Genomic DNA, 18,386 nt, shown 5'->3' with positions numbered 1-18,386 from the left:
GCAATGTATATAAATAAAATGTTATGAATATTTTAAAACACTTAGGTTGGATATCTTGTTTGACATTATTGATAATGTCCTGTAGTGAACAACCAAATCAAAAAGAAAATTTAAAGCTTTGGTACACAGAACCTGCAAAAGCTACGGTTGCAGATAACCCAAATGGCTGGAAAGACGATCCAGAGTGGCTAAAAGCATTGCCTCTTGGTAATGGGGCTTTAGGGGCTATGGTTTTTGGAGATGTTAATAAAGAGCGCATCCAGTTAAACGAAGAAAGTATGTGGTCTGGTAGTCCAGACGATAATGATAATCCAGAAGCCTATCTGGCTCAGGCCAAAATAAGAGAATTGCTTTTTAATGGAAACTATAAGGAGGCTACTAAACTTACACAACAAACCCAAATTTGTAAGGGTAAAGGGTCTGGACATGGTAACGGTGCAACGGTACCTTTTGGTTGTTTCCAAACTTTGGGCGATTTATGGATAGATTTTGAAAATCAAAGTGATTATGATAACTATTACAGGGAATTGGATTTAGAGGATGCCGTAGTACGTATAAGCTATACACAAGGAGGTGTGCGTTATAAAAGAGAAATCTTTACAAGTCATCCCGATCAGGTAATGGTTGTTAAATTAACCGCCGATAAGCCTGGAGCGATCTCTTTTAAAAGTTCGTTGACCAGACCTGAAAGGTTCCAAACAAAATCGGAAGGCGATCAGCTTATTATGTATGGGGCATTAGATAATGGAAAAGGTGGTGAAGGTCTGGAGTATATGACGCGCTTAACAGCTTTAAATAAAAAGGGGACGGTAAATTATAATGATGATAGCATTGTAGTAGAAAAGGCCGATGAGGTAATCCTTTTATTAACGGCTTCTACTAATTATGTCTTGGAGTACCCAAATTATAATGGGCGGGATTATAAAAAATTAACGGCTGCTAACTTGGAGAAGAGCAAACAAAGGGCGTACAAAGAACTTCTGGAATCCCATAAAAAAGACTATCAAGGTTATTTTGGACGTGTAAGCCTTAATTTGAGTGCTGCTCCAGATACGATTCCAACAAATGTAAGACTTCAAAACGTTAAGACATCGTCCGATTTACAATTGGTGGAACAGCTATTTCAATTTGGGAGGTACTTAATGATATCTTCATCTAGACCGGGTACTTTGCCAGCTAACTTACAAGGTATTTGGGCTAACAAAATTCAAACGCCCTGGAATGGCGATTACCATACCGATGTTAATGTGCAAATGAACTATTGGATGGCAGAAGTGACTAATTTAGGCGAGATGCATTTGCCTTTGTTTGATTTAATGGGAGCCATTCAAGAACCAGGAAGTAAAACCGCCAAAGTACATTACAATGCCAGTGGTTGGGTGGTGCACCCTATTACCAACGTTTGGGGGTACACTGCTCCAGGTGAGTCGGCCAGTTGGGGAATGCATGTAGGGGGTGGCGCCTGGTTAACAACACACATTATGGAGCATTATTATTTTACCTTAGATAAAGCCTTTTTGGAGCAAACCTATCCCATTTTAAAGGCTTCTACGCAGTTTTATATGGATTGGTTGATTCCAGACCCTAAAACGGGCGAATTGGTGTCTGGACCTTCTGTGTCCCCCGAAAATACATTTGTGGCTCCCGATGGCAGTAAAAGCCAAATATGTATGGGGCCAGCTCACGACCAACAGGTTATTTGGCAACTTTTTAAGAACTTTATAGATGCCTCACAGGTATTGGAAATCGACAATAACTTTTTAGTTAAGGTAAAAGAAGCCCAAGGGTTGTTGGCAAAGCCTAAGATTGGCGCAGATGGGCGCTTAATGGAATGGCAAGAAGCTTTTGAGGAGGTAGAACCAGGACACAGACATATTTCGCATTTGTTTGCTTTACATCCAGGATATCAGATTGATTTGGAAACTACTCCCGATTTGGCTCAAGCGGCTAAAAAATCACTTGATTTTAGAATTAAGAATGGAGGTGGGCATACTGGATGGAGTGCTGCTTGGTTGATAAACCAATATGCGCGTTTGGGAGAGGGCGAAAATGCCAATCGTAGCCTGCATACTGTCTTGGCAAAAAGTACGAGTATTAATCTCTTCGGACAGCACCCACCATTTCAAATGGATGCTAATTTTGGCGCTACCGCTGGTATAGCCGAAATGCTATTACAAAGTCAATCGGGAGCCATCAGATTGCTTCCTGCCTTACCGATTGCATGGGAAAGTACAGGCTCTGTTAAAGGACTTTGTGCCCGTGGCGGGTTTGTTGTTGATATGGCATGGACAGATGCTAAACTTACAGAAGTAAAGATTCATTCTAAACACGGTGGGCCTTGTAAGATAAGCTATAATGGAAAAACCATACGTTTTGAAACAGAATCAGGACAAGATTATTTTCCTTCTATATAGAAGGTTAGGTCTTTTATAAAAGTGATTATTTGGTTTATAACAGTTTTTAACTGTTCTGGCAATATAGGTTTGTCCCAAGGATGCGAAGCACCAAAAACATGATTGGCGTTGGCGATGATTTTTAGAGTACTGTCAGGACGCCATTTATGAAGCTCTTTAGCTTCTTCAATGCGTACACTGCTGTCATCATCTCCGTGGATAATGAGATAAGGTATATTTAATTTTGACACGGCCCGTTTGATGGTAAGGTGTTCTTCATTTTTAGCAAAATCCTCATAGAACTGGAAGTAATGAGGCATGTTTTGTTTGGTCCGACCGTTCACAACATAATAAACACCATTTTGTTGCCACGATGTAAATGCTTCTCCAGTTGGGAAGCGCGATTTAAAGTCACTAACACTGGCGAGCCCAATTAGTGCTTTAATTCTGGAGTCCTCTTCTGCTTTAATAGCAACGATGCCACCACCGCGACTATGACCTATGAGTGAAATGGCTTTTAGATTGCCTTCTTTACTTATTACGCTATTTTTAAAAACCCAACTGATTACAGTGTCCAAATCATTAAGTTCTTTGGTGTAGTTGTTATGGGCAAATGCTTCTAAATCCGGGAAATCTATGGGTTGCTCGATGGTTCCTCCATTATGGGAAAAATTAAACTTTATAAAAAGAAAACCTGCGTTAGCAAATGTTTTGGCCATTAAATCCCAAGCGCCCCAATCTTTAAAACCTTTGTAACCGTGACAAAAGATTACGATAGGTTTATTTTGCTTGTTTTTCAGGTAAAAAAGATCCACTAAAATCGGTTTGCCGTGTTGGGTTTTTATGATTGTATTTTTGTCGATTATCATATTATACCTCTTTTTCGATGAAAGGAATATTGGGGTTGCATATTTCCAAAATTAAGTGTTTAAGCTCTTTTTCAAAATTGTTAAGTGTTTCCTGGGTAATTAACATATCCTTTTTTGCATAAGCGCCCGTTCGGTCTTTTTTTGCAAACTTTAAGATTCCTTGGTTTAAGTTTTTAAAGGATATAATACCAGCTTCAATAGGAAGTTGTATTTGCCCCGATAGTTGCATCATATAAGCATAGCAAAGTATTTGAAAGCTTTTGCTAAACTTTTTGTAATCTGTTGTAAGGTCTTCCCAATTTACAATTTCTACACTATTTTGGTCTACACGTCCCGTTTTGTAATCTATAATTCTTGTAATGCCGTTGTATTCATCAACACGATCTACTTTCCCTGTTATCCTAACCGGAAAATCTAGTTCGGGAAGGTCTATCGTTACCTTATTATCGGTTTCTATGGCAATTATCTTTATTTGGTTGCCAGCTTCCAAATCCTGAATTTCCATATCCAAAAAGTTCAATACATAACGTTTTGCTATTTCAAAGATGATTAGGTTTTTACCTTTGGTAATATCTCCTTCTTTATAGATGGTCTTAAAGTGGTGTTTAACGGTGTTGCTAATATTTTTTTTCATATTCTTAACGCACTCGGTCGTTAAAAATTTACCCGATAGAGGTTTGTAAAAGTCTTCAAGTGTGTTATGTACTACCGTTCCCAAAGTATTTGCGGCAACGGTTTCTTCAACATTGTCGTGTTCTTGTATTTTTAATATTTTTTGATAATAAAAATCAATTGGATTTCTTATGTAGTTTGTAAGGGAGGATGGGGAGAATCCTTTTTCTGCTACTAAAATAAGTTCTTGAAGTAAAGCTTTGGTTTTGTTAATAGTGTTTAAGGCTGGCATTATTACAGGAACCTGTGGTGTAATGATTTCATGGTTAATGTTGTGAATACCTTCCAGTTCCAGTTGGGTTATGAACCTGCTTTTTTCACCAGCTGTTAGTACATCGGCTTCAGTGTTATAGGTAATGTGGATGTTTTTTGCACGCTGTAACAATCGGTAAAAATGGTAGGTGTATACGGCATCTTTTTCTTTATAAGTAGGAAGCTTGTTTTCCAATTTTACATCGAAGGGAATAAAAGAGTTGTTGCTCTTTCCAGAGGGGAGTATACCTTCGTTTACCGATGCTATTATAACCGTTTCAAAATCTAAAACACGAGATTCCAGCATCCCCATAATTTGCAATCCTTCCAAGGGCTCCCCTTGAAAATTTAAAGTTTCGGAGCTTAAAAGCTCTTTGTAAATACTATATAAAGCATTAAGATCATGAATATGTTCGTATTTGGAATTTAATCTTGTTAACTCATTAAACAACTCGTTAAAGCGGTATAGGTATTCCAGAGAAAGCAGGTTGGAGGTTTTGTTTTTCTCGAAATGATTTTTAATGGACAGTATAAGCTGTTGGCAATTTTTTAAGGTTCTGGATATGCCTTTGTTCCAATCGGAGAATAATAAATCAATATAACTATGAGAGCTTCCAGCAATTTGTTTTAAGCGTTCGGTTGTTAAATAAATAATATTGTTAGTGTCTATGGTTTCAATAATTTTTGAAGCATAGTCACTATCTTCTATTTTAAATAATGGCCTTATGTATTGGTGTGATAACAGGTTAATAACATCTTTATAATAAAAACGGTCTGAAGCATTTTTATGAATATGGAATACAATTTCAAATAGAGAAGCCAGAGGTATAGACTGCAAAGGAAAGCCCATAGTGATATTGAGAGGGCCTACTGATTCTGGTAGCGCGTTTAATACTGGAATTAAAAGGTTTTCATCTCCTAAAACAACAGCAGTGTTTTGTAGTGTTTTGTTTTCTCTTTTTATTTTATTGAGTATGGATCCAATACGTTTTGCTTGTCCAATGTTTTTGGGAACGCCATAAATTGAAATTGTTTTTGGTTTTGAATAGTTGTTCGTTATCCAGTTAAATGTGTTTTCATTAAAATAAGGCCAATCTGATTTGTGTTGCCTTGTAAACAAGGCGGCATCATGTAACGGATTGTTAATGAACACAGCATCGATGTCCCAATAAGTCTTTGCCATTTTTTTTTGGAGCAAAGTCTGGATAATAGTTTCTTCTGCAGTATTAAGTGCGTTGAAACCTAAAAATACATGTTGCTTGTTTGCATTGTTTTCAATGTAAGGTTCTAACATTTTAACGGCCTGCCTGTAAATAAGCCCTTGATAACCTATGTTTTTATTTAAAAGGCGTTTGGTAAAGTTTGTATAGTAAGAATCTAATCTGTTCCAAAAGGTCAAATAATTTTTAATAAAATCTGTTTGGTTTTCTTCTAAAGACCAATGAAAATGCTCTATTTCTTTTATGGCGCTTAGATAATTAAATATTTGATCTTGGGGAATAAGGTATCGATCTATTTCATTGAAGTCCTGAAGTAAGATTTGCGCCCATTTTGAAAAGGGCTCGAATGCATCTCTGGTCTCCTTATTTGTATGTTGAACGTAGGTGCTGTAAAATTCGAAAAGAAGTTCGGTATTCGTTACTTTTTTGAGTTGTGAAAGTCCTTCAACAAACTCCTCAATACTTATAATGTCTGGAGAGAAAAAGGTTTGCTCGGTAATCTGAGCCAGTTGGTGCTTTAAAAATAGGCCAGCACGTTTACTGGGTAAAATAAAGGTAATATTGGATAGGGCTACATTATTGTTCTGTAAATCTTTTAGAACATCAAAAATGAAAGTTGTCATGTTATAAAAATAAAAAACGCTTCGGATATCCGAAGCGTTTTTTAAACTTATTTAAAATACTAAAAAAGGGTTTTCTTATTTAGCTAAGTTAATTTCTACACGTCTGTTATTAGCTCTACCAGCTCTAGTTTTGTTAGTGTCTATTGGTTTAGACTCACCATAACCAAGAGCAGATAATCTAAACTCATTGATACCATTTTCTACTAAGTATTCTTTAACAGCATTAGCTCTAGCATCAGATAATTTTTGGTTAGTAGCATCGCTACCAGTGCTATCTGTATGACCTTCTACTGTAAATTTAGCAGTTGGGTACTCCTTTAAAATGCTAATAATATCTTTTAATACAGCTGCAGATTGCGCTTTAATTGTAGATTTACCAGTGTCGAACAAAATAGTTTTAGCATATTCGTTCAATGTTTTTTGAACTTCAGCAGTTACTTCTGGACAACCGTTATTAGCTACAGTTCCTTTTACGTCAGGACACTTATCGTCTTTGTCTAATACACCGTCACCGTCAGTATCTGGCCATGGACACCCTTTGTTAGCAGCAGGACCAGCTGTGTTAGGACATTTGTCATCAGCATCAGTTACACCGTCACCGTCAGCATCTGGACAACCAGATAAAGCTTTTAAACCAGCAACAGTAGGACAGTTATCATCTTTATCAGCGATACCATCACCATCAGTGTCAGGACATCCGTTTAACTCAGCTAAACCAGCTTCGTTAGGACAAGAATCTTTACTGTCTTCGATGCCATCACCATCAGTATCAGGACATCCGTTGAAAGCTTCTAAACCAGCAACATCTGGACAAGCATCGTCTTTGTCGTAGATGCCATCACCGTCAGTATCAGCACCTCCAAATTTAATAGAGATACCAGCTGAATGCTGAAAATGTGTAGCTAAATAATCTTCGAATGCATGTTTGTATGCAGATTGAAAAGTAAGACCAATGTTGTCGTTGAACCATAAGTTGAATCCTAAAGTTCCGTTTAAAGTACCGGCACCAATTTCATCAACCCAAGTGTAACCACCACCAACGCCTAAATAAGGCTCGAATGTGTCACATCCAATTAATTCTCCAAGGCTATACTTGATGGTTCCATCTACTCCATAGTAAGATAAATCATCAACAGCAGTATCTCCCCAGTTCTCAATTTTGTTTAATGAACCAGCAACTCCAAAAGAGAATCCGTCACCTAAGTATTTAGAAACGGAGATTGTAGATAAAGATGGTAATATATTCCAGTGGTCTGTGACGTTAAAGTATTCATCAAAGATTTCACCTTGCCCATCTTCTCCTGTAGGATAGAAGTCAACTGCGTTTGCCCCAATGTTAATTTGCCATGGGTTGTTTTTGTCTTGCGCATTAGCGTTGCTATAACCAAGTACAAGCAACATAGCGAACATTAATCTGCTAAGATTTTTCATATTCAAAAGTTTAATTTTTAAGTGTTAATTGTAAACAAAAGTAAGTTGTTAAATGTTATTAACAAAGCTAAATGTATAAAATTATTGACAATTTCGTGCTATTTATTTGTAGTTCAGAATGGTTTTAGATAATATTTGGTGTTTTTCCCACCGCGATGAAAGCATTTAATAGCAGAATATTTTATGCCTATTCCAGATACAATAGTACGTTTAAAGTATGTGTTTTACAAATTTATAGCGTTTTTATTTGTATGTCGCTGTTTATGTAAACAAGTATTTTTTTTATAACGCGTAGTTTCATGCTTTCTAAAATATCCTGGTATGATTGTAGTTGCTGTTTGTGTTTTATGTCCTCGGAGCCCGTTTTGTAATCAATAATTATTACCTCGTTATCTTTATTGCATACAATTCTGTCTGGTCTTAAAATATACCCCTGCTTGCTAATAATATCTTGCTCATTGTATATTTTATATTGAGGAGTGTAGTAGTCGCTAAGTGTGGGGTGCTCGATAATTTTAATGACTAACTGTTTTAAAATAGTAGCTTGTTCTTGGGTAACATTGGAAGCATTTACTAAATCTTTAAAAGCAGAATCTACATCTTCATGAGTTTGTATTTTTGACATGATGGTATGTATAAGATTGCCTTTTTCAATAGCTTCTCGCTGATTGGTATCCCATAAATAAGCTGCGTTGGTTACAATTTTTATATTATGCTTTTCCTTAGGTGTTGAAATGAAATCCTGCTGAATTGTAACTTCTTTTTTTATAGTTTTTTTTTGGTTATGCGAATTTATTGTTCCAAAAGAGTAGCTTAATTGCGAATCGTCCCATATACCAATATGTTTTAAGTAATTGATTAATAAACCAGAATACTTATTGGGATTAACAATTCCTTTGGGCGTTATTTCTTTCCTCGAAATAATGTATAGTTGTTCTACAGGACGTGTTAGGGTAACATAAAGTAAGTTAATGTTGTCCAGTTCTTGTTCAGAACGATGGGTTTGGTAAATGCGTAATCCTTCATCTCCATAATGTTCGAAATCTGAATTGAAGTTTAATAGAGTATGGGAAAAGCCTTGGTATAGCGATTTGTCAAGGGCAAACCACTCTTTAGGATCCTGTTCTTTATAAATATCTAAATCGGCATATGGGAAAATAACCACAGGAAATTCCAAGCCCTTTGATTTATGGATGGTCATGATTTGAACTGCATTTTGTCCCTCGGGAGATATAATGGTTAGCTGTTCTTTTTTCTTATCGAAATAATCTAGAAAGTCTGAAATATTAGCACCTTTCTTTTGAGAAAACTCGAGGACTACATCCAAATAAAACTGAATGTAGGCATTGGAGGTTTTAATTAGTTTAAATTCCCTAACTATGGTTTCGGCCATATCAAGAAGGGGCAATGCTAGCAAGTTATTAGGGTCGATAAAGATTTGGTAAGCCTCAAAACGCTTGAATAGTTCAAGAAGAGGTAGGTTAATATGTTGGATAAAGAAATCGTGTTTGTTTTCGGTTTTTAATAGATCGGACAGGAAGTTAAGTACCGTTATTTTTGCTTCTTTATTTTTTGGCTGGATTAATAGAGTTAATATGTTATTTATAAAATGAACCTCAGGAGCGTTATTTAGCAGTAGGGTTTCTGAAGACAAAATAGGAATGGTATTTTGACTTAAATAATTGGCTATGGCAATACCTTCTGCTTTTTTGCGAACTAAAATGCATAAGTCTGCTAACTGGTAACCTTGGTCTAAACAGTTGTGTATTGTTTTTAGAACAGCTTTGGGGTAAAGCTCATTTTTGTCATCATCTTTATCAAAATCCAGAAAGCTTAAGTTTACGTATCCATCATTTTCTATATGAGTTTTTTGGATGGCCTTTTCATACAAACCCTCATAGATTTTATCTTGAAAGGCGGTGCCGGCCAAATATTTAAAGAAACCATTATTGAATTTTATGATTTCTTTATAACTGCGATAGTTGGTTTTAAGATCTTGTATGGTTTGTTTAACTTGAAACGGAATGGTTTTCTCATTAAATAAGTCAATAAACTGTTCGGCTTTGCCGCCTCGCCATCTATAAATAGATTGTTTTGCATCACCAACCAGCATAGTATTTCCAGTGCCGCTTGATAGTGAGTTGTCTATAAGCGGGATTAGGTTTTCCCATTGTGTAACGGAGGTGTCTTGAAATTCATCAATAAAATAATTGTTGAATTTTTCACCAAGGCGCTCATAAATAAAAGGAGTTGGTTGGTTTTTTATTTCCTTGCTTATAATGGCGTTGAATTCTGAAATGAGTATTTTATTTTGATCCTTTTTTAAAGAAGTCAGTTCTTTGTTTATAGCATTTAAAACAGAAAGTGGCGTGATGTTTTTGTAGAAAGAATTTAAAAACTTTAAATAATATACCTGTGATTTGATACTTTTAAAAGACAAAGCGATATCTGGTAGCAAATTATCGATAGCGATAACTTTATCTAGGCTTAAAGATTTGTTGTATATGCCTTTTCCTTCGTTAATGTTTGTTTCTAGTTTATTGCTGTAAAGGCCATTTAGATTTAGTTCGGAGGCTTTTTTAAAATGATTGGGGAGGGTTCCTCTTGTAAAATCGTTAAAATCCAATCCTGCATTTTCTATTGTGTTTAAAACAGTTTTTGCTGTTTTTACAATGCTATTTTCTATTTGGGGGATTTGTTTTTGTAGATGCGATTTAAGGGATTTAAAGTCTTCTAGCGTTTTGTCTTTTAATTTTTCTACAAAAGGCATGTCATTTTCGTTAACAAGACGTTTCGCTATTTTGTTAAAATCTATGGAAAGATCCCAGCTTTTGTCGTCGTCTGCCTTTTCAAGAGCAAAATCTACAAGAGTTTTAGTTAGTTTTTTATCAGTCCCAGCTTTTGCAATTAAACTATCTACAGCCTCATTAAGTAAAGATTCTTGGTCGAGTTCTACTTCAAAATTTAGAGGTAATTTTAAATCGTGGGCAAAGGTGCGTATCAGTTTATGGGTAAAGCCATCAATTGTAGAAATATCAAAAGCAGCGTAATTATGTATTATTGTGTTAAGTAAGGTTTTTGATTTGTTGTGTAGCGTATAAGGAGCTATTCCCAATTCATCACAAATAGAGTTAAACATGCTGTCTGAGGAATCTATAACAGATTCATCTGAAAACGCTTTTAATTTTTCAATAATACGTTCTTTCATTTCGGCAACAGCTTTGTTTGTAAATGTAATTGCCAAAATACGTTTAAACTGATCGTAATTATTTGACTTAAATAAAACCTTGAGGTACTCTTTTACTAGGGTAAATGTTTTACCGCTTCCGGCGGAAGCATTATAGATTGTAAAAGAATGATTTTTTTGCATAAACATGAATTTGCATACAAGATAAAAACTATCAATGGTTTGATAGCAATTAATTATTTTTAATTAAAGGCTTTTATGTGTAAATTTGAATGAAAATAAATACTAATATTTAAAACTATAAATTATGGCTTTCGAATTACCGGAATTGGGTTATGCGTATGATGCTTTAGAGCCTCATATCGATGCACGTACAATGGAAATACATCATACAAAGCATCACCAGGGGTATACAAACAATTTAAATAATGCTATTGCAGGAACCGATTTAGAAGGGAAATCTATTGAAGATATTCTTGCAAATCTTGATATGGACAATGGAGCAGTTAGAAATAATGGAGGCGGATTTTACAATCACACCTTATTTTGGAATGTAATGAACCCTGAAGGAAAAGGGTATTTGTCTGGAGAATTAAAAGATGCCATTGAGGCAGCCTACGGTTCTAAAGAAGGGTTTATTGATGCTTTTAGTAAAGCGGCGGCAACACGATTTGGTTCAGGTTGGGCCTGGTTATGCGTTCATAAGGGAGGTAAGGTGGAAGTGTGTTCTACACCAAACCAAGACAATCCATTAATGCCAGGTGTTGGATGTGCTGGTACACCAATTTTAGGATTGGATGTTTGGGAACATGCTTATTATTTAAACTATCAAAACAGACGTCCAGACTACATTAGTGCATTTTTTAATGTTATTAACTGGAATGAAGTTGAAAGACGTTATGCTGAAGCTAAATAGGGCATTACTCTAAAATAAAGAACATAGTTAGGAAGACTAAACGTCTAGAAATTTTATTCTAGGCGTTTTTTTATGGCATAAAAGTTGTTTAAATGAAAAAGGTGAACGAAAGTTCACCTTTTTACCCCAAATCTACCATAAACTTAACCTACTTATGTTATGGTAAGCCCAAAGGTATGTATCTAGAATTGATCCTAAAAAAAATTTAGGTCAACTACTAATATATTAGCTTAAACGGATTTAGAATTTTATAAAAAGAGGGTTGCTTTTTAATAAAGAGGATGTCCAAAAATAAAAAAGGCGAACAGAAGTTCACCTTTTTTGCCCCAAATCTACCATAAACTTAACCTACTTATGTTATGGTAAATCCAAAAGTATAAATCTATATGAGATCTAAATATTTTTTTAGGTCAACTACTAATATATTGGTTTAAATGAAGTTGGAGGTTTTTTTCTTGTCTTATTGAAAACGAGAGGATAAGACTACTTCTTTGAAAACATTGGGAATAAAAAAAGGCGAACAGAAGTTCACCTTTTTTTGCCCCAAATCTACCATGAACTTAACCTACTTATGTTATGGTGATGCTAATTTATGTTTATTTTAAATAACTCAATTATTTATTAGACAAACCGCGTTTTTTTCAGATAAAACGTATTTTTTTAGGTTTAACTGTCAGAAAACGAGTGTGGTAAAATTAGTATGCTCTTTCTTTGTTTCCTTCGTAAAAATTAATGAAAGCTCGGTTAACAACCCTATTGCCACCAACAGTTGGATAATTTCCCGTAAAGTACCAATCTCCTAAATGTTCAGGACATGCTTTATGTAAATTCGCTACCGTTTGAAAAATAATCTTTACTTCAGATTTGATACCCTTGTCACTTAATAATTCGGCAATTTTATCAGATATTTCCTGATCTGTAAAAGGATCGTAAATCTCTTTTACAAAGTTTCTTACGTTCTTGTCTTCAAGATCTGTTTGTGCGATACATTTGTTGTATACGTCTTCAACAATATGGTATTGGTTGATGTCTTTTAATAATTCTAGAGCAGCTCTAAAAGCAATAAGGCTCTCTAGGTTTGCCATGTCGATACCGTAACAGTCTGGATACCTAATTTGAGGAGCAGAAGACACAATAACGATTTTTTTAGGGTTTAAACGGTCGAGCATTTTTATGATACTCTTTTTCAATGTAGTTCCTCTAACTATACTGTCGTCAATTATAACCAAATTATCGTTAGGTTTAATAACGCCATAGGTTATGTCGTAAACGTGGGCAACCAAGTCGTCACGACTACTGTCTTCGGTTATAAACGTTCTAAGCTTAACATCTTTTATGGCAATCTTTTCAATTCGAGTGCGTTCGGATAGTATTTCAGTTACCTTTTCGGCCGATAGAGACCGTTGTCCATTTAAAATGGTTGTTGTTTTCTTTTTATTTAAAAAGTCTTCAGCTGTTTCTATCATTCCATAGAATGAGGTCTCTGCCGTATTGGGTATGTATGAAAACACCGTATTGGAAATATCTTGGTTAATTTCCTCCAGAACATTTGGCATGACCAATTTACCTAGTTCTTTGCGTTCTTGGTATATCTCGGCATCACTACCTCTAGAAAAATAAATACGCTCAAAGGAACATGACTTTCTTTCTAAAGGTTCTAATATTTTTTTTATAATAACCTTGCCCGATTTTTTGGTAATAATAGCATGTCCAGGATCCAGTTCATTAACGTCTTCAAAGCTTACATTAAAGACTGTTTGTATTACAGAGCGTTCTGAAGCGACTACCACTACTTCGTCATCTTTATAATAATAGGTTGGCCTGATGCCTGCGGGATCCCTTAAAACAAAAGAGTCGCCGTGACCTATAAGCCCGGCCATAGCATAGCCTCCATCCCAATTTTTGGCAGCACGCTTCAAAATTTTAGCCACATTTAAGCGTTCAGCTATCAATGGAGAAGCTTCTCGTTTGCTATAGCCTTCTTTTTTGAGGGTTTTATATATTTTGCTTACAGCATCATCCAAAAAATGACCAATTTTTTCCATGATCGTGATGGTGTCTGTATATTCTTTAGGGTGCTGGCCTAATTCTATAAGGTTGCTAAAAAGTTCTTTAACATTTGTCATGTTAAAGTTTCCAGCCATAATTAAATTTCTGTGCATCCAATTGTTTTGCCTTAAAAATGGATGGACACTTTCTACACTATTCTTGCCAAAAGTGCCATAGCGCACATGGCCTAGTAATACTTCGCCTACATATGGAATGTGCCTTTTTTGCAAAGCGACATCGTTTACATATTCTGGATGTTCTGCAAACTCTTTGTTAATACGCTGGTTGATTTGTCCAAAAATATCCTGAATAGGCTGTTGTGCAATGGATCGTACTCTACTAATGTAGCGCTCGCCAGGTTGCGTGTCTAGCTTAATACTAGCAAATCCAGCACCATCTTGGCCACGATTGTGCTGTTTTTCCATCATAAGATACATTTTGTTTACGCCATAAAATGCGCTACCATATTTTTCTTTATAAAACTCTAAAGGTTTTAAAAGCCTTATAAGTGCAATTCCGCATTCATGTTTTAAAGCATCACTCATTACAAATTAGTGTTTGTGTTAGTTTCCTTCATTTATAGGAAATATAATTTTTTAATACCAAAAATAAGCAACCTCATCTCTGGGTTTTATTTAAATTAAAAACGCACTCATTTTAGAGCGCGTTGGGTTATGTTAATTCTATTTCAAATTGTGTTAACTGTTTAAATTTTAACAACCTTTTATGGACTTCGTTGCTTGATAAATTTTCCATGCGTTCGGTGCCAAACTTCTCGACACAAAAAGATGCAAGTGTTGATCCGTAAATAACAGCATTTTTCATGTTCTCAAAAGAGAAATCCCCAGTTTTTGCAAGATAACCTACAAATCCTCCAGCAAAAGTGTCCCCAGCTCCTGTTGGGTCAAAAACCTCTTCTAGAGGTAGTGCTGGTGCGTAAAATACATTCTCGTTATGAAATAGCAAAGCACCGTGTTCTCCTTTTTTAATAACTACATATTTGGGACCCATAGCCTGAATTTTTCTTGCCGCAACCGCCAAAGAATACTCTTCGGTTAGTTGTCTGGCTTCTTCATCGTTTATGCTTATAACATCCACACGTTTTATAATATTATGTAAGTCATTTAAAGCAGTATCCATCCAAAAGTTCATGGTGTCCAAAACAACCAATTTAGGTTTTGTTTCCATTTGGTCTAAAACATTAGATTGGACGATAGGATGTAAGTTTCCTAACATGACTATTTCGGCGTTCTTGTAATTTTTTGGAACAACTGGGTTAAAATCGGCAAGTGTATTTAATTCTGTTGCTAATGTATCCCTGGAATTCATGTCGTTATGGTAGCGTCCGCTCCAAAAGAATGTTTTACCTTCCTTTACAATTTGAATACCTGAGATGTCTATGTTCTTGTTAGATAATAAATCTAAATGTTTTTGAGGAAAGTCACCACCTACTATAGAGATTATAGAAGCATCTGGGCTAAATTGTGAAGCCGACAAACCAATGTAAGTAGCAGCACCACCAAGAATTTTGTCGGTTTTCCCGAAAGGCGTTTCTATAGCATCAAATGCTACGGTGCCAACTATTACTAATTTGCTCATATAAAAAGAAGCGATAATTTTTTTGCAAATATACGTCTTTTGACTACTAATTCAAGAATATTTTTAGGAATGTAAATTCTTATTTAGTAATGAATTGTTAGTGTATAACACGTTTTATTTCCTTCCAAAATCAGCAGGGATTTCTCCCCAAGCCTTAGTCTCCCATTTAACAATGACCGTAGTGTAGGTGTTTTTTTTCAACCAATTTACTGCTCTGTCAACTAATTCAAAAAGTAATTTGTTGTTATCGTTGCGCTCTAATTTTGTATTGCAAGATTTCTTTTTCACCCAACTTATGGCTGTCCTAGAGTCGGTGTAAATAATACGGTCGCTATCGTGTTTTTTTAAAAATGCCAACCCATGTACTATGGCTAAAAATTCTCCAATGTTATTGGTTCCTTCTTCAAAAGGCCCTTGAATAAACAATTGCTTTTTTGTTTTCGTATCTACACCACGGTATTCCATTACCCCTGGGTTGCCACTCGATGCAGCATCTACCGAGATGGAGTTGTAATTGGGTTGCCCTATTTTTTTTAGTTGTTCGGGAGTTAGGTCGCTTTTAAAAGAGGCGGTTTTGCCTATATAATCTTTATAATTTCCTTTTAAGGCTGCTTTGGCAGCTTCAAACGTAGAAAACGATTTGTACTGGGCTCCCTGAAAATTTTTAATTTGTGCTTTGCAATCGTTCCAGGATTCAAAAACACCTGTATGATGTCCTTTCCAAACAGTATAATATTTTTTCTTTTTCTTACTCACCTTACTTGTCTGGTCAAAAATGATCTTTTAGTCTTGTTCGGACAATAATTGATTAACTACCTTCGGGAAATGTTCCATCTCCAATTCATGGATTTTAGCAGCAACATCTTCAGCGGAATCATTAGGGAAAACAGTGCATTTTGCTTGAAAAATAATCGCTCCCTCGTCGTAATGTTCATTTACATAATGTATGGTAATGCCAGTCTCTTTTTCATTATTGGCGACAATGGCATTATGTACATGCATACCATACATGCCCTTACCTCCGTATTTAGGCAATAAAGCTGGGTGTATATTAATGACTTTATTAGGGAATTCATTCAAGATGTTTTCAGGAAATTTCCACAAAAAACCAGCCAATATAATAAGATCAGGTTGCGATGCCTTTAATATATTGAGTACATCAGGTGTTTGCTTTAAGGCAATGTTGTTAAAAGACAGAGCGCTAACCTTTAAAGTTTTACAACGATCTAATACTTTGGCCTGCGGGTTGTTGGTAAGAACCTGAACAACAGAAGCTTTTTGGCTATTTTGAAAAAACTTGATTAAGTTTTCAGCATTGGTACCACTTCCAGATGCAAAAATCACGATACGTTTCATTAGTTGCTTTTATAAATTTAAGTTAGCTGTCTCAAGTTAATTATGACATGCAGCTTTGTAAAAAACAAAGATGCAGTTTACGTAGGAGCAGCATTAATTATTTGAAACAAAAAAAAGAATAAATATTAACAATTAGAAGGTAAATTTGAAATACTTAAAAGTAATTTTAGTAAATTACAAACACATTTTTAAAGTAAAAGTGTGTTTTAAAATAAAGTTTTTTATTTTTGCCACTTAATTAAAACTTAAATTTAAAGATTATGTCAGACATTGCATCAAGAGTAAAAGCGATTATCGTAGACAAATTGGGAGTTGATGAGAACGAAGTTGTTACTGAAGCAAGCTTCACAAACGATTTAGGAGCAGACTCATTAGATACTGTAGAGTTAATCATGGAATTCGAAAAAGAATTTGATATTCAAATTCCTGACGACCAAGCAGAAAACATCGCAACAGTTGGTCAAGCTATTTCATATATAGAGGCTGCAAAATAAGCACGATACTTTATGGAATTAAAGCGAGTTGTAGTCACAGGATTGGGCGCTTTAACACCTATTGGAAACACCAAAGAAGAATATTGGGAAGGTCTGATTAGTGGTAAAAGCGGTGCTGCGCCTATAACATATTATGACACCGAAAAGTTTAAAACGAAATTCGCTTGCGAATTAAAAAACTTTAATGCAACCGATTTTCTAGATAGAAAAGAGGCTCGTAAAATGGATAAGTTTGCGCAATACGCTATGGTTGCAGCCGATGAAGCCATTGCCGATGCCAAAATAGATCTGGATGCGGTAAATAAATTGCGTGTTGGTGTTATATGGGGGGCAGGAATTGGAGGTTTAGAAACGTTTCAGCAAGAAGTTTTAAATTTTGCTGACGGAGACGGAACTCCAAGGTTTAACCCGTTTTTTATTCCTAAAATGATTGCTGATATTGCACCAGCGAACATCTCTATAAAGTATGGCTTTATGGGGCCAAATTATACGACCGTTTCAGCATGTGCTTCATCTGCTAATGCCATGTTCGATGCTCTTAATTCAATACGATTAGGGCATTGTGATGTGATAGTTACTGGAGGAAGTGAAGCTGCGGTTACTATAGCTGGTATGGGTGGCTTTAACGCAATGCATGCATTATCAACTAGAAACGAAAGCCCAGAAACAGCATCTCGTCCGTTTGATGCTACTAGAGATGGTTTTGTTTTAGGAGAAGGTGCAGGTGCATTGGTTCTTGAAGAATATGAGCATGCTAAAGCCAGAGGCGCGAAAATTTATGCTGAGTTTTTAGGAGGCGGTTTGTCTTCTGATGCGCATCATATGACGGCACCTCACCCAGATGGAATAGGTGTTATAGCAGTTATGAAAAATTGCTTGGAGAATGCAGGGCTTAACCCAGAGGATGTGGATCATATTAATACGCATGGTACATCTACACCTTTAGGTGATGTTGCTGAACTTAAAGCTATATCGGAAGTATTTGGAGATCACGCAAAGCATATAAATATTAATTCAACCAAGTCCATGACTGGGCATTTGTTGGGAGCAGCAGGTGCTATTGAGGCCATTTCTACAATATTGGCGATGGAACATGGTATTGTTCCTCCAACCATTAATCATGAAGTGGTAGACGAAAAGATAGACCCTGAGTTGAATTTAACATTGAATAAAGCTCAAGAGCGAGATATTAAAGTAGCAATGAGTAATACATTCGGATTTGGTGGACATAACGCCTGTGTATTGTTCAAAAAACTAGATTAAATTTCGAATGAAATAAACCATAGTGGTAATTTAAATCTTCAAGTAAAATGAAACATGGTTTA

At 35.7% G+C, this 18,386-nt stretch carries 12 protein-coding genes; 4 read left to right on the top strand and 8 right to left on the bottom strand.

The features are described from left to right. Window positions 1-23: 23 nt before the first annotated feature. Window positions 24-2,414 (top strand): glycoside hydrolase family 95 protein, encoded by a 2,391-nt coding sequence (locus ABD792_RS11490; RefSeq protein WP_345006202.1) that lies wholly within the window; start codon window positions 24-26, stop codon window positions 2,412-2,414. Here the strand turns inward: ABD792_RS11490 and ABD792_RS11485 are convergent. The 4 genes from ABD792_RS11485 to ABD792_RS11470 all read right to left on the bottom strand — a co-directional run bounded on the left by ABD792_RS11485 (window position 2,396) and on the right by ABD792_RS11470 (window position 10,830). Then, window positions 2,396-3,262: an alpha/beta hydrolase family protein gene (locus tag ABD792_RS11485; protein ID WP_345006201.1), complete on the bottom strand. Its 867-nt coding sequence runs from the start codon at window positions 3,260-3,262 to the stop codon at window positions 2,396-2,398. The two genes, ABD792_RS11490 and ABD792_RS11485, sit on opposite strands and share 19 nt — an antisense overlap. Window position 3,263: 1 nt before the next feature. Continuing rightward, window positions 3,264-6,029 carry a PD-(D/E)XK nuclease family protein gene (locus tag ABD792_RS11480; protein WP_345006200.1) on the bottom strand — a complete coding sequence of 922 codons (2,766 nt, stop codon included), beginning with the start codon at window positions 6,027-6,029 and terminating at the stop codon, window positions 3,264-3,266. A gap of 75 nt (window positions 6,030-6,104) precedes the next feature. Then, entirely contained in the window at window positions 6,105-7,460 is a 1,356-nt protein-coding gene (locus ABD792_RS11475; protein WP_345006199.1) for an OmpA family protein, read from the bottom strand. Window positions 7,461-7,692: 232 nt separating this feature from the next. Next, window positions 7,693-10,830 (bottom strand): UvrD-helicase domain-containing protein, encoded by a 3,138-nt coding sequence (locus ABD792_RS11470; RefSeq protein WP_345006198.1) that lies wholly within the window; start codon window positions 10,828-10,830, stop codon window positions 7,693-7,695. Between the two features lie 124 nt (window positions 10,831-10,954). Between ABD792_RS11470 and ABD792_RS11465 the strand changes: the two genes are divergently transcribed. Beyond that, on the top strand, window positions 10,955-11,563 hold the full coding sequence (locus ABD792_RS11465; protein ID WP_345006197.1) for a superoxide dismutase: 609 nt from the start codon (window positions 10,955-10,957) through the stop codon (window positions 11,561-11,563). A 695-nt stretch (window positions 11,564-12,258) separates the two neighbouring features. Here the strand turns inward: ABD792_RS11465 and ABD792_RS11460 are convergent. The 4 genes from ABD792_RS11460 to purN all read right to left on the bottom strand — a co-directional run bounded on the left by ABD792_RS11460 (window position 12,259) and on the right by purN (window position 16,567). Continuing rightward, window positions 12,259-14,157 carry an amidophosphoribosyltransferase gene (locus ABD792_RS11460; RefSeq protein WP_345006196.1) on the bottom strand — a complete coding sequence of 633 codons (1,899 nt, stop codon included), beginning with the start codon at window positions 14,155-14,157 and terminating at the stop codon, window positions 12,259-12,261. A gap of 127 nt (window positions 14,158-14,284) precedes the next feature. Next, on the bottom strand, window positions 14,285-15,211 hold the full coding sequence (locus ABD792_RS11455; protein ID WP_345006195.1) for a PfkB family carbohydrate kinase: 927 nt from the start codon (window positions 15,209-15,211) through the stop codon (window positions 14,285-14,287). 114 nt (window positions 15,212-15,325) lie between these two features. Next, window positions 15,326-15,967, bottom strand: a complete 642-nt coding sequence (locus ABD792_RS11450) for a ribonuclease H1 domain-containing protein (protein WP_345006194.1) — start codon at window positions 15,965-15,967, stop codon at window positions 15,326-15,328. Window positions 15,968-15,994: 27 nt separating this feature from the next. Then, window positions 15,995-16,567 carry a phosphoribosylglycinamide formyltransferase gene (gene purN / locus ABD792_RS11445; RefSeq protein WP_345006193.1) on the bottom strand — a complete coding sequence of 191 codons (573 nt, stop codon included), beginning with the start codon at window positions 16,565-16,567 and terminating at the stop codon, window positions 15,995-15,997. A gap of 260 nt (window positions 16,568-16,827) precedes the next feature. On the opposite strand from purN, the gene ABD792_RS11440 reads away from it, so the two are divergent. Both ABD792_RS11440 and fabF read left to right on the top strand, forming a co-directional pair. Next, window positions 16,828-17,061, top strand: a complete 234-nt coding sequence (locus tag ABD792_RS11440; RefSeq protein ID WP_007647141.1) for an acyl carrier protein — start codon at window positions 16,828-16,830, stop codon at window positions 17,059-17,061. 12 nt (window positions 17,062-17,073) lie between these two features. Beyond that, window positions 17,074-18,324: a beta-ketoacyl-ACP synthase II gene (fabF, locus tag ABD792_RS11435; protein ID WP_345006181.1), complete on the top strand. Its 1,251-nt coding sequence runs from the start codon at window positions 17,074-17,076 to the stop codon at window positions 18,322-18,324. The last annotated feature ends 62 nt before the right edge of the window (window positions 18,325-18,386 follow it).

Origin of the sequence: Snuella lapsa, from assembly GCF_039539345.1 — a bacterium.
GTDB classification, from domain to species: Bacteria; Bacteroidota; Bacteroidia; order Flavobacteriales; family Flavobacteriaceae; genus Snuella; species Snuella lapsa.
The sequence above is the reverse complement of the archived record's forward strand: the minus strand, read 5'-3'. Positions and strand labels throughout refer to the sequence as shown.

What these genes read in the sequence shown, in the direction of transcription:
- ABD792_RS11485 (WP_345006201.1), bottom strand. Translation starts at nt 3,262, where the DNA reads ATGATAATCGACAAAAATACAATCATAAAAACCCAACACGGCAAACCG.
- ABD792_RS11440 (WP_007647141.1), top strand. Translation starts at nt 16,828, where the DNA reads ATGTCAGACATTGCATCAAGAGTAAAAGCGATTATCGTAGACAAATTG.
- ABD792_RS11465 (WP_345006197.1), top strand. Translation starts at nt 10,955, where the DNA reads ATGGCTTTCGAATTACCGGAATTGGGTTATGCGTATGATGCTTTAGAG.
- ABD792_RS11455 (WP_345006195.1), bottom strand. Translation starts at nt 15,211, where the DNA reads ATGAGCAAATTAGTAATAGTTGGCACCGTAGCATTTGATGCTATAGAA.
- fabF (WP_345006181.1), top strand. Translation starts at nt 17,074, where the DNA reads ATGGAATTAAAGCGAGTTGTAGTCACAGGATTGGGCGCTTTAACACCT.
- purN (WP_345006193.1), bottom strand. Translation starts at nt 16,567, where the DNA reads ATGAAACGTATCGTGATTTTTGCATCTGGAAGTGGTACCAATGCTGAA.
- ABD792_RS11480 (WP_345006200.1), bottom strand. Translation starts at nt 6,029, where the DNA reads ATGACAACTTTCATTTTTGATGTTCTAAAAGATTTACAGAACAATAAT.
- ABD792_RS11460 (WP_345006196.1), bottom strand. Translation starts at nt 14,157, where the DNA reads ATGAGTGATGCTTTAAAACATGAATGCGGAATTGCACTTATAAGGCTT.
- ABD792_RS11475 (WP_345006199.1), bottom strand. Translation starts at nt 7,460, where the DNA reads ATGAAAAATCTTAGCAGATTAATGTTCGCTATGTTGCTTGTACTTGGT.
- ABD792_RS11470 (WP_345006198.1), bottom strand. Translation starts at nt 10,830, where the DNA reads ATGCAAAAAAATCATTCTTTTACAATCTATAATGCTTCCGCCGGAAGC.
- ABD792_RS11490 (WP_345006202.1), top strand. Translation starts at nt 24, where the DNA reads ATGAATATTTTAAAACACTTAGGTTGGATATCTTGTTTGACATTATTG.